Source organism: Pseudoalteromonas sp. P1-26, assembly GCF_001401795.1.
GTDB lineage: Bacteria > Pseudomonadota > Gammaproteobacteria > Enterobacterales > Alteromonadaceae > Pseudoalteromonas.
Genome location: NZ_LKDX01000016.1, coordinates 1 through 15,178 on the forward strand (window position 1 = coordinate 1; position 15,178 = coordinate 15,178).

10 protein-coding genes are annotated in these 15,178 nt (G+C 42.0%); 3 read left to right on the forward strand and 7 right to left on the reverse strand.

The features are described 5' to 3' along the window. The first annotated feature begins 415 nt into the window (after positions 1-415). Positions 416-1,900, forward strand: coding sequence for a S41 family peptidase (locus AN394_RS09845; RefSeq protein WP_055021402.1), 1,485 nt, complete (start codon positions 416-418; stop codon positions 1,898-1,900). 100 nt (positions 1,901-2,000) lie between these two features. Here the strand turns inward: AN394_RS09845 and AN394_RS09850 are convergent, their stop codons facing one another. The 3 genes from AN394_RS09850 to AN394_RS09860 all read right to left on the reverse strand — a co-directional run bounded on the left by AN394_RS09850 (position 2,001) and on the right by AN394_RS09860 (position 4,573). After that, the gene (locus tag AN394_RS09850; protein ID WP_054562515.1) at positions 2,001-2,462 is read right to left on the reverse strand and encodes a hypothetical protein; all 462 of its coding nucleotides are present in this window, start codon (positions 2,460-2,462) and stop codon (positions 2,001-2,003) included. A gap of 111 nt (positions 2,463-2,573) precedes the next feature. Next, complete coding sequence (locus AN394_RS09855) at positions 2,574-3,743, reverse strand: BamA/TamA family outer membrane protein (protein ID WP_235575485.1); 1,170 nt, start codon at positions 3,741-3,743, stop codon at positions 2,574-2,576. A gap of 38 nt (positions 3,744-3,781) precedes the next feature. Then, entirely contained in the window at positions 3,782-4,573 is a 792-nt protein-coding gene (locus AN394_RS09860) for a hypothetical protein (RefSeq protein WP_082401607.1), read from the reverse strand. Between the two features lie 386 nt (positions 4,574-4,959). Here AN394_RS09860 and AN394_RS09865 point away from each other — a divergent pair, with 386 nt between their 5' ends. Next, entirely contained in the window at positions 4,960-6,456 is a 1,497-nt protein-coding gene (locus AN394_RS09865) for an arylsulfatase (RefSeq protein ID WP_055021403.1), read from the forward strand. 52 nt (positions 6,457-6,508) lie between these two features. On the opposite strand, the gene AN394_RS09870 is transcribed toward AN394_RS09865, so the two are convergent. The 4 genes from AN394_RS09870 to AN394_RS09885 form a co-directional block, all read right to left on the reverse strand. Further along, positions 6,509-8,749: a tetratricopeptide repeat protein gene (locus tag AN394_RS09870; protein ID WP_055021404.1), complete on the reverse strand. Its 2,241-nt coding sequence runs from the start codon at positions 8,747-8,749 to the stop codon at positions 6,509-6,511. 154 nt (positions 8,750-8,903) lie between these two features. Beyond that, complete coding sequence (locus AN394_RS09875) at positions 8,904-10,130, reverse strand: threonine/serine exporter ThrE family protein (protein WP_082401625.1); 1,227 nt, start codon at positions 10,128-10,130, stop codon at positions 8,904-8,906. A gap of 149 nt (positions 10,131-10,279) precedes the next feature. After that, the gene (locus AN394_RS09880; protein WP_055021405.1) at positions 10,280-11,500 is read right to left on the reverse strand and encodes a glycosyltransferase; all 1,221 of its coding nucleotides are present in this window, start codon (positions 11,498-11,500) and stop codon (positions 10,280-10,282) included. Beyond that, positions 11,497-12,504 (reverse strand): LacI family DNA-binding transcriptional regulator, encoded by a 1,008-nt coding sequence (locus tag AN394_RS09885; RefSeq protein WP_055021406.1) that lies wholly within the window; start codon positions 12,502-12,504, stop codon positions 11,497-11,499. The genes AN394_RS09880 and AN394_RS09885 overlap by 4 nt, the downstream gene beginning before the upstream one ends. A gap of 162 nt (positions 12,505-12,666) precedes the next feature. Between AN394_RS09885 and AN394_RS09890 the strand changes: the two genes are divergently transcribed. Then, a complete protein-coding gene (locus AN394_RS09890; protein WP_055021407.1) occupies positions 12,667-15,120 on the forward strand; it encodes a prolyl oligopeptidase family serine peptidase in 2,454 nt (817 codons plus the stop codon). Positions 15,121-15,178: the final 58 nt, after the last annotated feature.

The window sequence follows — 15,178 nt, forward strand, 5'->3', positions numbered from 1 at the left end:
AGAACACACAAACTAAGCTTTTGACAACAATGTGGTTGAGTTACCGCGTGTGCAGTAACTCGGAATAAAAAAGCTTAGAGAACACACAAGCTAAGCTTTTGACAACAATTTGGTTGAGTTACCGCGTGCGCAGTAACTCGGTATATAAAAAGCCCAGAGAACACACAAACTAGACTTTTTGTGACAACAATTCGGTTAGCGCAAACACTCTCAATGGTGTGAAGCTGTTTAGCTTAAAAGCGCTGATGAGTTAACTTTAGAGTAATCCCTCTAAATCGACAAACGATTAAAATAAACCTGATAGATGAATTTTTTTAATCTATTCACATGTGAAGTCCTTTTTATTGCCATAACAATGCCTTAGTGATTAAATAGGGTGTTTTTTAAACATAATAATTATTTAAAATGGATTTTTATGAAACGCTTGACGCTTTACTTATCACTCATCTTTACAGCTCTAAACTTTAGCCCTTTTGGTGTGAATCTATGTCGCGCCGATGAGGGTCGTACAGTCACTCATTCTGAAATTAATTGGTCTGAACTTGCTATAAAAGATGTTGAAGCGGCTTATCAGTTATCGCTTATCAATCACCCTGGTATGCATGATGTACGTAATCCAGGCTTTGCTAAACAGCTTGAAAAAGCAAAGCAAGAAGGCTTAAAGCTGGCTGTAAAAGCGCATAGTTCACAAGGTTTTGCTGCGGCTATTGCACGTTTTAGAACTGTTCTACAAGATGGTCATGCGGGAGCGGTTGATACCTTACCAAGTGAATTAAAACCACAAAGAAGTTGGCCGGGTTTTTCAACTGTATGGCGCGGTGATGCGTTAAAAGTGTATTACAGCGAATTAGATACAGTTGCCAAGGGTGATCAGCTCGTAAGTTGTGATAATACAGCAATTAATACTTTGCTCGTTGAGCGCGTTTTTCGCTATTACGGCGAAGTTGAGCAACCCGGTAGTTGGTGGAATCATGGCTGGCGACTAACGGTTGATGATGGAAACCCGTTTTTGTCGCCACTTGAAAGCTGCACGTTTGAAAAAGCCGACGGCTCTACTTACAGCTTAAAGTTAAACTGGCGTATTAGGCCTGATAGTGTCAAAGAAAAACTTAAAAATGCTTACAACGGCGATAAGTTACCAATCGAACTTAATTGGCCTTTAAAGGATATTGCTTGGATCAGTATGCCAACGTATGCACCCAATGAGCAGCAACAAGCAGATTACCAAACGATGCTGAGCGCCATTGAACAGCAACATGATAAGTTAATGCAAGCTAAAGCTGTGGTACTTGATCTTCGCCATAATCAAGGTGGCTCATCGATGTGGAGTGAGCAAATAGCCTCAGCACTTTGGGGCAGTGAACAATTTAAATATGGCCGCTATAAGTTACACAAAAATACCCAAGTGTGGTGGCGAACTTCTAAAGGTAATACTGACTATTTTGGCGATGTAGTCGCAAGCTATGATACGGCTAGCCCTTGGTATCAATGGTTAAAGACAACCCACGAAAGTATGCTGGCGGCTTATGATAAGGGTGAACAATTTTATGTCGAGGTAGCCTCAGCAGAGCAACAAGCAATGCCAAAAAACGCCAGTCAGTTTACTACACCCGTTTATGTGATTGTGCCAGGGCAATGTGCCAGCGCTTGTCTAGATGCACTGGATAGTTTTAAGCTGTTTGCAAACACACAATTAGTTGGTGCACCAAGTAGTACAGACTCTACCTACATGGAAGTGAGGCTCGAAACCTTACCTTCAGGCTTTGCTAAAGTGATTCTGCCGATAAAGGTCTATGTAAATAGACCACGTGAAAAAGGCTTTTATTATCAACCTGATATTAAATTCAATGAACTTGAATGGACAACTCAAGCGCTTGTTAAAATGATAGCTGAGTTGTAATTAAGCTGTATCTTTAGCTAAGCGTTTGGGAGACCCAGAGGGGAGTTGAAGTGTTGACCTTGCGGGAAGAAGAGCAACACTTTTTAAATTAAATAGTGTGTTAACAGGCTAATTCAGTCACAGGCTCTTCTGCTAACCAGTTAAGGGCCGCTGTTTTTGACTTAAATACATTCATTACCATGCCTGCTCGTTTATATAAATTGCAGTAGGTATCGCTAAGCAAACTACCGCCTTCAAGCCCTTCTTTTATCACTAAAGCTGTTTTGGCCGGTGCGATGCCTTTTCGTCGAAGCTCAACAAAATACACCATTAGTTTTTCAAGCGCCCCTGGTGTTGCCATGCATGAGTTTTCAAACTCAACCAATTCAAACCATTGACCATAATCAGCGCTGAGCTTGTTGATGTAATCTTTTTGCATAAAAGAGTGCGCGTCAATAATCTCTTCGTTGAAAGGCCCAGTAGCAGTCGTTAAAAGCACATGTTCACGTTGATAAAACTCGACAAGCCCATGGGGTTTAAAATCTTTGAATGGATAATGGTTGGTTGATACTTTTTTATGCATCCGTTCAATCCCTGAATATTTATTGAGCTATTGATAATAGCAATGAAATAAATTTATTCAATCTTTAGGTTTAAATTACTGTTAAAATAATAACAAAAGTATTAGTTTTGGTTACCAAGTAGACCCCGCTTGAATGTAAATTGCGTTTTGTTCAGGGCCATGGGCTACATCTAAGCCAATACTAATTCCGTAATGTTCATCAATTAAATAGCGAAAGCCTGCACCTACAGTATCAATGGTTTCAGCTTTCGATAAGTCAGAAAAGTTATCGGCTGCCCAGCCCATACCAGTAAACACATTGAGCTTTATTTTGTGAGTGATTTTATAGCTCGCTTCTGCTTCGGTAACAAATACATCGAGACCTTGATAGCGAGTTGCAGACACACCGCGAAGGCTAATACTTGGCGGAATATAAACCGGTAAGCGCTTTTCACCACGGTTGTTAACTGAGTCATACTGCATGCGCAGGGCAAAGTTGAATTTATCGGTGTAACGCCAGTAATTTAAGGCGGTAAGCTTTAGACTGGTGTAATCAACCTTACTGCCAATAGCTTCATCATAATATAAATACTCAGCCTTGTAGTTAAAGCCTCGCTCAGGGTTTAGGGGGTTATCTCGGCTATCGTACTCAATTAATGGTCCAATACCTGACGTATTTACATCAAGTGAAAGGTGGTCTTTGATAATATCGTTTTCGAGCAGAAAATCTTCGATAGGGTTTTCGGCTAAGCTTATTTCTACTTTACGATAAATCTGTTTAAAGCCGTAAAAGAAGTTACTGTCGTCATAGCGCAACTTAAGGTTTTGAAACACCGCTGGGCCTTCAATATTCAACGACAATGGTGTGAGTAGCTTGATCTCGTCGAAGGTATAAAAATCAAGGTTTATACTCGCCCAGCCAACAATCCCTTGATAGCGAATACGGTCTTCATCCCAAAAGGTAATGTGGCCAACAGCACCGCCTTTGGTGCCATTTTTAGTGCCCATTAGGCCCACTAAACTAATGCTTTGTGGTAGGGTAGAGCCTTCTTTTTTCTTCTTTTTAGCCTTCTTTTCGTTGTCATGAAAAAAAAGGCCAACAACACCAAGCCCAGGCCCTACAGCTGGCTCTGTAATAAAAGTCGGTATGGGTAAAAATGAAATCGGTTCATCAACTTTTTGTTGTTGATTACTTAATTGCTGTTCTGCAGGTTTTATTGCATATTCATCGTAACTTGATGCAAAGCTTTGTGTGCTTAGCAAACTTGCTGTAAGCATATTTATTAGTACAACTTTTTTCACTTAATCCCTTACCTTGTTGTTTCTTGTTACTTCAAATTTTATAGCTGATAATTAAATTCGAGACGATGATCGCCATCCATAAAGTCAACGTTTTCATTCCAGTTTGCGAAATAGCGTAGATTCATACGCGGGTTAATTTGGTAACTTGCTGCAAATTCATGAGTCAAAATATGGCTTTGGTTTAGACCGTAGTAGTGATCTTTATAGTTATCGCTACCGCCGATAGTTGTTAGCCAAAATGGATTGTAGTTAAGCCAAATTTTATCGTTAATGGTTATTTTTGCGTACATACCGACTAAACCATAAGCACCCATAATGGAATAACCGCTGTCACGACTGCCGTCATCTTCTAGGGTATTTTCACCGAGTGATGCACCCACCCCAGCTAACGGGTAAAACGTAAAGCGCCCCATAGGTTTTAAAGCTTTTATAAAGCTATAAGAAACATCCATACTTTCGTCAGCGACAAGGTTGGCATTAAGGTTATAGTTAGCATCAATTTGCGTTGCGATTGTAGTGGTTAGGTCAACTGAGAAATTACGAAAGCGAAAAGAATCAATAGAATCTGTCGTTTTGCTGTCGCTTTCCCAGCCTAGCGCATCGCCATATATGCCTTTTACTTCAAAAACATTCATACCAGCAGTGGTTGCGATACCTGTATCGTATGCTTGGCCAACTTTAAAGTTGAGCCCTTTGTTTGTAACACCGACTCCTGCTTGTGTATAAACAGCCAGAGGATCTGACATATCCTGTACTTCTTTTTGCTCAGCCGCATGGCTTGAAGCAGCAATCATAAGTGCTAGTAAAGAGGGGAACCGAAGAGAAGTCATGTGTTTTCCTTACACAAAAGGTTGAATAATAAATGTTTAGTTTATTTAAGTTGAATTTAGATACTTTTGGCTTAATAAATATTCGACTTCAGCCTCTAAAGAGGCATCAATTTATTCCTTTCTAAAATAAAAATAGCATAAAAATAGTGACAAAGGCGAGCACAAAAAGCGAACAAGCCTCAGTAAATAAAACGAGGCCATAAAAAAGCACTTAAGTATTGTTTTACTATTGTTTTTCAGTTGTTTAATACAATTGTGTGATTTTTGTGTAAATTTGATTTAAATCGTTTTTGCCGTTTTTAGAGACTAGACTGGGTTGTTTTTTAATCTATACTAAAAGGTGCTTATCAAGAGCAAATGGTACTATTAATGAAAAGGGATGATTTATGAAAAAACTAATAGCGGCGGCTATTTGTGGTTTAGTTTCAACGGTAAGCTTAGCTGCAGATAAACCAAACGTATTAGCCATAATGGTTGATGACGTTGCGCCAATCTCACTCAGTGCATATTCGCATGGTATGACCTACCCAACCCCTAATATTGATCGCATTGCTAACGAAGGTGCATTGTTTACAGACCACTATGCACAACCTAGTTGTACAGCGGGTCGTGCTGCGTTTTTAATGGGGCAATTACCAATTCGAACAGGCCTAACAACGGTAGGCCAACCGGGTAACCCACTAGGTATTAAAGAAGCCGATCCTACCTTAGCTGAATTTTTAAAAGATCGCGGTTATATGACTGCGCAATTTGGTAAAAACCACTTAGGTGATTTAGATGAGCACTTACCAACAAAGCATGGCTTTGACGAATTTTACGGTAACTTGTACCACCTCAATGTATCTGAAGAGCCAGAACAAGCGGATTACCCAAAAGATCCTGAGTTTGTGAAAAAATTTGGCCCACGTGGTGTTATTGAATCTTACGCCAATGGAAAAATCATCGATACTGGCCCGCTTACTCGCAAACGTATGGAAACCTTTGACGAAGAAGTGTTAGAGCGCTCACTTAACTTTATGGAACGTGCAGTTAAAGCCAAAAAGCCATTCTTTATTTGGCATGCAACGAGCCGTATGCATGTTTACACTCACTTAAAACCAGAAAGTCGTCATTTAGCGACGGGCATTAGCTCTGAAGAAGATGTATTTGGTAGTGGCCTGATTGAACATGATGGCCATGTTGGCAAGCTGCTTGATAAACTTGATGAGCTAAAAATTGCTGATAACACCATAGTTATTTACACCAGTGATAATGGCCCTGAGCAATCAAGCTGGCCTGATGCGGGTACAACTGAGTTCCGCGGTGAAAAAATGACAACCTGGGAAGGGGGCGTGCGTGTGCCTTTCTTAGTTCGTTGGCCAAACAAAATACCTAAAGGCTTAAAGCTAAATGGTATTTCTTCACATGAAGATGTTTTCCCAACTGTTGCTGCTGCGCTAGGTGAAAAGAACTTACGAGAAAAACTTAAAAAGTCAGACAAAGTTTATATTGATGGTGAAAACAACCTAGCTTATTGGACAGGTAAGGCGAATAAGTCTGCACGTAATTATTTCTTCTATTACTATGAGTCTCAGCTTACGGCAGTTCGTTTTGGCCCATGGAAAATGCATTTTGCGACTAAACCAAATGGTTTATATTACGAAGACATGGTAACTCACAGCATGCCTAAACTATTTAACTTACGTAAAGATCCATTAGAGCACTATGATGGAGTAACAGGTTTCCACCAAATCATGCGTAAGAGCTGGTTGTTACAGCCAATCATTGCTAAGTTAAACGAACATGTACAATCTTTTGTAGAGTTCCCACCGCGTCAAGAGTCTGCATCTCTTAACGTGAATGAAGCAATCGAAAAAGCAAAATCACTAAACTATGGTCATTAATTATTAACCATAAGTTGAGTTGAAAAGGGCCTACTTGGCCCTTTTTTAATGCTTAATGATTAATGCTATTCATCATTTCCAGCTGTTTCACAAACTGCTCAATTTGCTGGTTACCCGGTACCAGACGGGCTAGATTTCTGGCATAAAACAGCGCTTGGCTGTAGTTCTCTTCTGCTACATACCACTGCGCCAAACTGTAGCTGATATCTGGGTTATTCGGTGTTAGGTTAAAAGCACGCTCAAGGGCTAATATTGCAGCTGGCATATTGCCTAAATCTTGTAATAGCAGGGCGTAGGTAAACTGATAGTTTGCATTTTCTTGTGCGAACTGCGCGGCTTTTTGTAAATGAGTAAGAGCGGTGTCTTTTTGTTTTGTGCGAATAAGGCTCATTGCCAGGGCATAATGAATATCGCCGCTTTGGGCGTTAACGTCTAAGCCTTGTTTTAAAATAGCTTGTGCTGCTTTTTCATCGCCTTGATTTCGGTATAAATCAGCTAAATTGACATAAGCGGGAGCAAAAATAGGCTCAATACTGATTGCTTGTAGGTAATGTGCTTTAGCTTGCGCGGGCTTTTGAAGTGTGAGCGCCAGATTACCTAAATTGGTATGGGAATAGCCACGCTCTGCTTGGTACTCTTGAATGCCTTTGTACTCATCAAGGGCTGAATTTAAACGTTTGCTGTCTTGCTCGTTGAGCCCCGTAGGGAACGGTTGAATTAACATACCTGCAAGTGCTCTTGCAGCTTCCGCTCTGATAGGTAAATGCTCATCATCTAAAAGCGGGTTTAATAAGCGCCAGCGCTGGTTAATATCAAAAGGCATGGCCGCTTCAATGGCTGCTTGGCGTTTTAATGGCTCGCTGTCTTTTACTGAGCGAGCAATCGCAACGACAGCGTTGTTATCAGGGCTTGCGGCTAAACGGCTTAATGCTGAAGCGCGAATAATGTCAGGAAAGCCTTTATCTTGCACGATCTTGGTCAGCATGGTTGAGGCATTAGGTAAACGGTTATCGGCGGTATAAAACGCCTCAGAAAAATGCGCAGTGCCAAGGTGTTTTGAATTTGGATGCCAGTCTTTTATTTTGCTAACCGCCCACTGCGGCGTCTTGTCTTCATGGCAGCTATTACAGGCATTTGGAGCATTTGTTTTTAATGTTAAATCTGGGCGTGGTACCCGAAAGCTGTGGTCGCGCCTTGCATCAACTTGCATATAGGTGGTGGCAGGCATATGACAATCAACACATTGGCTACCAGTACTTGCCACTTTGTGACCGTGATGTTTAGGTGTGTCGAACACCTCTTGGCTATGACATTGCGTACAGGTTTGATTGCCCGGTAGCTTTAATTTACCCGAATGAGGGTTATGACAGTTACTACAGGTAACCCCCGCATTGAACATTTTACTTTGCAAAAATGAGCCCCATACATAGTCTTCATCCCACACTTGACCATCAACATGATAAAGCTCAGGAGTGAGTAAAGAGCCTTGAAAGCTTTGTAAAAAACTATGTGGGTCTTTGCGGTCATCAAGTTGTGAGCGGCGAGCATGACAGGTTGCACACACTTGCACTTGCTCGCTTTTTACCAGTGGCTGCACACTTTGCATACTGCCATCGGCCTGTTGGGTAAACAGCGGGGTTTGCCTTTTAATATTATGAGTAAAACCCTTATCAGTAATACTGCTATCGCCATCAGCCCATTTTAAATGAGCTTGTGTATCGCCATGGCACGCTTTACAGCTCACGTTAATGCTTGAATAAGTTGAATCAAAGCTATTCGTTTTAAGGTCAAATTGCTTTTTGAAATCAGTTGAGTGGCAATCGGCACACATGTGATTCCAGTTTTGGCCTTTTTGAGACCAATGAAATAGGTCGTGTTTTTTCTGCTCCGGGTGCAGTACAAACCAGCGCTGACCGCCGTCTGCTTTACTGCGCGAGTCCCATGCAAATGGAAACAGCTGAATGTGGCCTTGACTCATATCAAACATGTATTGCTGCAATGGCTCATAGCCAAATGTATATAAAACGGGGTAGTCAGTGAGCTTGCCCTCAAGGTTTGGCATGCTTATAAATAGTTGTTGGTCTTGTTGATAAAAGCGCGCTTGCTGGCCTTGATAGTCGAGGGTTTGTTCGTTGAAATTACCAAGCACCGAAGCGGGAGTGGCTTGTTCCATAGCATGAAAATGATGGGATGTTTGCCAGTCTTCAACTTGGCTTTGATGACAGTTCACACATTGAGGTTCTGCAAATGCACTAAATGCGAAAAAGCTGCATAACAGCCAAGCCAATCTCATCACTGAATAAATCCTTTTTATTTTTACCACATGCACTTAGAGTTATATCAGTTTGTTATTGATAAGCAAAGCCAGGTAGGCAAATAGCAGCAATAAAATCAGGGATGTAAGGTGAAATAAAAACAAAAAGCCCGAGAAACTCGGGCTTAGTAAGTTATAAACTTTTTTTCGGTGGCAGCGCGACGTTAGCAAAGATAAGACCCGCTACTAATGACATGAAAATCAAAAATGTTTGCTGGCCAATATGGTCTGCATAAACGAAATCTTGGCCTTCAATAAGTGAGTTCAAGCCAATATAGGTTTTACTACCAGGTACCAATACGATCAGTCCTTGCATAGCTACAATAGAGGCGGGTGCATTGACAACGCGGTTAAACAAGTTACTAAAAACGCCCACGGCTAATGCGCCAACAAATGTGCCTAATGTGTAGTCTAGGTACATGGCTGAACCAATACTTGTGCCATACGCTATAAAGCCAGATGCAATAGACCAAACAGCATGCTTTAGCTTGGTTCTAAAAATCACGATTAGGCTGCTACATAGCATGAATATAGCTAGCCAAGCCGTCCATTTAGGTAAAGGCTCGGGTTGCACAAAGTCACTTTGGCCAAAAATAGCAAAACCAATACCAATACCAATAAAGGCGCCAAAATAGAGCTTAAACAGCAGCATGAATGAGTCCATCACCCGAGCCGTACCAGATACTAAATGTCTTGCCGCTAACTCTGCCAAACCTAGGGCTAACGCTAAGCCGGGTATAAACACAATGATGGCTGAAAGTACCACTAGCCGTATGTTAATTTGCGCATCAATATAGACACTAATAGCACAGGCTATAATCGCCGATACAATGGCTACTAATGGTTCAAGCATATGTGCAACACGTTTAGAGCGTGTTGACCAAAGTACAAATAAATACACCACTAAGGTAATAAGTGCTGACCAAAATACATCATTCCAGCTAGTACCCATCAACATGGCAAATGCACCACCTGAGGTTGCAAACGCAACGCCAGTCATAAATTTATTATATGGGTTTGGCATGGTGTAAATAATATCGAGCTGTTTATCGACTTCTTGTAGCGTCAGCTCACCATTAAGCATTTTGTTTACTAAGTCATCGGTATCTGCCAGCGAGCCTAAGTCATGATCGCCCGGATCAACACGCGCAACATGGGTGTACTCTTCTTCGTGCCCATCTGTCCAAATAACAAATGTCACTGATGTTGGCGACATAACAAAAGATGATTTCAAACCGAGGTAAGTCGCAACTTCCATTAAGTGCGCTTCTAGTCGGTATGCAGGTGTACCGTATTTATGAAGCATTTTGCCAAGCTTCACGATAAATTTTCGTTTTTCAGTAAACGTTGCGGTTTTCAAAGGCGTTTTGAACCAAAGGTTAAATTGTTCAGTTAAGGATAGACCAAAATTCAATAAGATATAGTCTAATAGCTAGGCTATATCGCTTAAATTGACCAGCGCGATTTTAGCGACAAAAGCCGCTATGTCTAGTGTTATTTACGGCAAAATTACTTATTTTTCGCTTCAATCCACTGCGCCATGTATTGGGTCGAACGCATGGTGTGATGTTTGAGCATTTGGCCGGTAAAATTTTGCTGTCTATGCTGCGCTAATGACTCACTAATGGCGGTGATTTTAGCGATTAACTGCGACTGAAGTTTTGATTTATCATAATATTTTTGCAATAACTGCTGGCCATTTTGCTGTGCCTGAGTAAATAACGCTTCATCTTGATAAAGTGCCACTGCTGCGTCTGCAAATTGCTGTGCATCTTCACAGATTGCGCCTGACCAAGGCTCATCTTGATGCATGCCTTCACTGCCAATAGGAGTTGTTACGCTCGGCGTTTGCATGATCATCGCTTCGAGTAACTTACCCTTAATACCAGCCCCAAAACGCAGTGGCGATAAACATACTCGGGCATCTTCCATCACTTGATAAGCATCATCAGCCCAGCCTTTGATCAAGAAGCCGGTTTTTGGATTGTTAATCGCTGTAGCCTTAGGTGGTGGGTAAGAGCCATAAATGTGGAGTTCGGCATCGGGTAATTGTTTGCGGATCAGCGGCCAAATCTGTTGTAAGTACAGCACTGCATCCCAGTTTGGCGCATGACGAAAATTACCAATGGTCATAAAGTGTTTACGTTCTGAAAATGCTTTGGTGCTGGTGGGGATATGCTGTAAATCAACCAAAAATGGTAGGTGGTGAAGTAGGGCGTTATCAACTTTGAAAACGTCATTGAGTAGCTGCATCTCGTAGTGCGAGATAATTAAGCTGATGTCTGAGCGTAAAATAGCGGCGATTTCTCGTTTTGCAATATCACTGTGTAAATCGCTATGGCTGAATGCTCGACCTGCTTTATGGGCGTCGTGGCGGGCATTTCTTAGGCACTGTAAATCTTCGGTATCAAGAATCTTAAGTGCGTTAGGGCAGTATTTATCGACTCGCCAACCGAACTGTTCTTCCATCATAAAGCGGTCAAGCATCACAATATCAGGGTTATACGCTTGTACGTATTCATCAAAGCTAGAGCAGTTCAATGCAATGACCTGCGTGGTAATGCCATCTTCGCTGAGATCCACCATGTGTTCGGTTTTTTGCGCAGGGCTTGCAAATTCAACTTGCCAGTTTTCTGCACGAAAGGCGCGCAGGAGTGACATCATGTGGGTGCCGGCTGCCGACGAATTAGGCTCAGGCCATACATAGCCGATCACTAACACTTTTTTCATTGACTTGAATCTCGTATTTTTAAGTTAACATCCACCAAGGTGCGAACTGGCGGTGTTGATTTATCTAATAGTTCTTTTAGCACCTGACAGGTGCGTTTACCGATTTCATCGGCATTAATGGCGATGGTTGAAAGAGATGGCAGCATTAAGCGCGAATCTTCTAGGTCATCAAAACCAATAACTTTAATGTCTTTACCCGGCTCTAGGCCGTGTTGGCGCATAGCTTCAATCGCGCCGTAAGCAATCACATCATTAAAACAGACAATGGCTTTGGTATTTGGCGCTTGTTTTATAAGGGTATTAAAGGCTTCTCGGCCACCTTGGCGGTTTGTCGGCGCCTGAATAACCGGTTTTTCGTCAGTGATATTAAATTGCTCAAGCGCAGCTAAAAAGCCACTTAAACGCTCATGGTAATCAGATATTTCTGCCGTGCCACCTAAAAAGGCAATTTCTTCTATGCCTTGCGATAAAATATGGCTGGTCGAAATATGCGTGCCTTTTTTGTTATCAGGCAAAATACACGGCGCTGCTGAAAATGGAATTTCACGCATGATATTAATAACCGGAAAACCACTATTTATTAAATCATCTTGCCACTGCTGCTGTGTGCCCGGAGCCGGACACATAATAAACGCCGATACGTTGTATTCTTTTAGGGTTTTCACCACTTGAGTTTGCCTTTCGACACACTCCGCAATATTCACCAGCATTGGCAGCATGCCAAGCTCAAAGATGTGTTTTTCGAGACCAACAGCCAGCTGAGCTGAATACGGGTTGGTTAAGTCATTTATAACCAACGCGACTAGGTTTGAGCGCTTGCTACGAAGTGCTGCAGCATCGCGGTTATACACATAGCCAAGCTTATCAATGGCAGCCAGTACTTTTTCTTTACTTTTTTTACTGACCTTATCACTGTTGGTAAGGACCAAAGACACCGTTGATTTTGAAACTTGTGCTTGTTCAGCTACATCCCAAATTGTGACTTTGCCTGTCGATTTTTTCATTTTTATTAGCAAAAAGTGGCGAATAGAGTGCTTTTATTTTAGCGTAATTTAGCTGTTTAAGTCACTGATTGGCTGCCAAAAGGGCCTAAACTCTTTATGAAATGCTGCAAACATGTTCTACTTGTTTACAGAATCGAAAATAAAAACGAAAAAGGAACGAACATGAAAGCATTTAAACTGCTTTTTGCGCTAGTTATTGGCGCAGCTGTTTGCACACCCAGTTTTGCTAATCAAGGTTATCAAACTCCATCGCCCGCACTGGCTGCTGTGGTTGATGCTAAGCTTGCACCGAGTAGTTATTTATCCAATGATGGCCAGTGGCTGGCGTTATTTGATAGAAAACGCATCGATACCTTACAAGACTTAGCCAAAGAAGAGTTGAAACTTGCGGGTATTAAGCTTAATCCTGCTAATTTTTCGCGCTCACGAGTGCGTAATAAGTTTACATCGTTAGTGCTTAAGCATGTTGAAACCGGTTCTGAAATTGTTGTATCTGGTTTGCCTAATGGCATTTTACGCTCACCAAGTTGGTCAAGCGACAGTCAATACTTGGCGTTTGTGGTTGAACAAGCATCGAGTGCTAACTTATGGGTGTATAATATAAGTACTAAGCAAGCCCGCCAGTTAAGTGATACACCACTAAATTCAGTGCTAACGCGCACGCCTTATACTTGGTTGCCAGATAGCAGCGCCATTGTAGCTAATGCAGCAGTTAATATTGGTAAAGCACGTATCAGCAACGACAGCTCGCAGGTTGTGCCAGTTATTCAGCAAAGTAGTGGTGAAAAAGCGCCTGCGCGTACTTATCAAAACTTGTTAACTAGCCCATATGATGAAGCACAATTTAAGTTTTTTGCACAAAGCCAGCTGACTTATATTCCGCTTAGTGGTCAAGGCCAACCAATTGGTCAACCGGGCTTAATTAAATCGTTTTCGGTCTCACCTGATTCAACCAATATTTTGGTTGGCATGATTGATGAGCCTTTTTCTTATCAAGTGCCTTACAGCCGATTTGCTGCGACTTGGCAAATTTGGGGAATGCGTGGCTATACGCTTGCAGAGCTTGCGAAGCAGCCTTTAGCAGATAACATTCCACAAGGCTATGACAGTGTGCGTACTGGTCGCCGCGAATTTCAATGGCGAGCAGATCAAGGCGCTGAAGTCATTTGGGCAGAAGCACAAGACGGCGGTGATATGAAAACCGACGTTCCTCATCACGATTACCTTTATAGCCTAAGAGCACCTTTTAAACGTGATGCTAAGTTATTTGCTAAAGTTGAACGCCGTTTTGACTCAATAACTTGGGGCAACGGTAATGTTGCTCTGTTATCTGAATGGCGCTTTAGCGACCGACAAGTTCGCACATTTGTTATTCAACCACGTAATGCAGATAAAAACCGTGTGCTATTTTCCGAGCGCAGTTATAACGATGCCTACAAAAATCCAGGTTACCCAATTTATGAAAAAAATGATTTGGGCGCTGATGTATTAAAAGTCGTTGGCGGGCGTTATCTTTTCTTACGCGGTAATGGTGCATCTGAAAAGGGCAATATTCCGTTTTTAGACCGTTATGATGTAAAAACCAATACCACAACACGCATTTGGCAATCAGAAGCGCCATACTATGAGCGTGTGCGTGCAATGCTTGATGATGAAGGCGAGCGTTTAATTACGATTCGCGAATCTAAAACTGAGCAACCTAACTTTTTTATTCGTGATTTAGACGATAAAACCCTGACTCAACTTACGACTTTTGAGCACCCTTACCCAGAATTTAAAGGGGTGACTAAAGAGCTAATTCGATACAAGCGTGATGATGGTGTTGAACTTAGTGGTACGCTTTATTTACCGCCGGGCTATGATTCAACTCAAGGCCCGTTACCGGTTCTAATGTGGGCTTATCCGCTTGAATATAAAGATAAAGCCGTTGCGTCACAAATGCGTGAGTCGCCGTATGAATTTACCTATATCGGTTATTGGGGGCCAATGCCTTATCTGGCAAAAGGTATTGCGGTATTTGACGATCCGAAAATGCCAATTGTGGGTGTTGATGGTAAAGAGCCAAACGACTTATTCCGTAAGCAGCTGGTGGCAAGTGCTAAGGCTGCAGTAGATGTACTTGTTGAAAAAGGGGTGGCAGATAAAGATAACATTGCCATTGCAGGTCACTCTTATGGTGCCTTTATGGTGGCGAATTTATTAGCGCACAGCGACTTATTTAAAACCGGTATTGCCCGCAGTGGTGCATACAACCGCACCCTAACGCCATTTGGTTTCCAAGGTGAAGAACGTGATTTTTGGCAAGCACAAGATGTGTACGCGGCAATGTCACCGTTTTTCCACGCTGAGAAAATCAATGAGCCTATGCTGATGATCCACGGTCAAGAAGATCCAAACTCGGGTACATTCCCAATGCAAAGTGAGCGTATGTATGCTGCATTAAAAGGCTTAGGTAAAGAAGCCCGTTTAGTGATGTTACCTTATGAGGCGCATGGCTATCGCGCTCGTAAGAGCTTGCTGCATGTACTTTGGGAGCAAGAGCAGTGGTTAGATAAATACTTACTAAGTGACGAAAAACCCGCAGAGCCAGTTGCCGCGGAAGGCGTTACTCAGTAATTTGTGAAATGGTTATATTAGGAATCCCCGCCCTTTTAGCGGGGATTTTTATATTGCC

Bases quoted from the DNA above. Each gene is read 5' to 3' on its own strand.
- AN394_RS09845 (WP_055021402.1), top strand. From the start codon at position 416: ATGAAACGCTTGACGCTTTACTTATCACTCATCTTTACAGCTCTAAAC.
- AN394_RS09850 (WP_054562515.1), bottom strand. From the start codon at position 2,462: ATGCATAAAAAAGTATCAACCAACCATTATCCATTCAAAGATTTTAAA.
- AN394_RS09860 (WP_082401607.1), bottom strand. From the start codon at position 4,573: ATGACTTCTCTTCGGTTCCCCTCTTTACTAGCACTTATGATTGCTGCT.
- AN394_RS09865 (WP_055021403.1), top strand. From the start codon at position 4,960: ATGAAAAAACTAATAGCGGCGGCTATTTGTGGTTTAGTTTCAACGGTA.
- AN394_RS09870 (WP_055021404.1), bottom strand. From the start codon at position 8,749: ATGAGATTGGCTTGGCTGTTATGCAGCTTTTTCGCATTTAGTGCATTT.
- AN394_RS09880 (WP_055021405.1), bottom strand. From the start codon at position 11,500: ATGAAAAAAGTGTTAGTGATCGGCTATGTATGGCCTGAGCCTAATTCG.
- AN394_RS09885 (WP_055021406.1), bottom strand. From the start codon at position 12,504: ATGAAAAAATCGACAGGCAAAGTCACAATTTGGGATGTAGCTGAACAA.
- AN394_RS09890 (WP_055021407.1), top strand. From the start codon at position 12,667: ATGAAAGCATTTAAACTGCTTTTTGCGCTAGTTATTGGCGCAGCTGTT.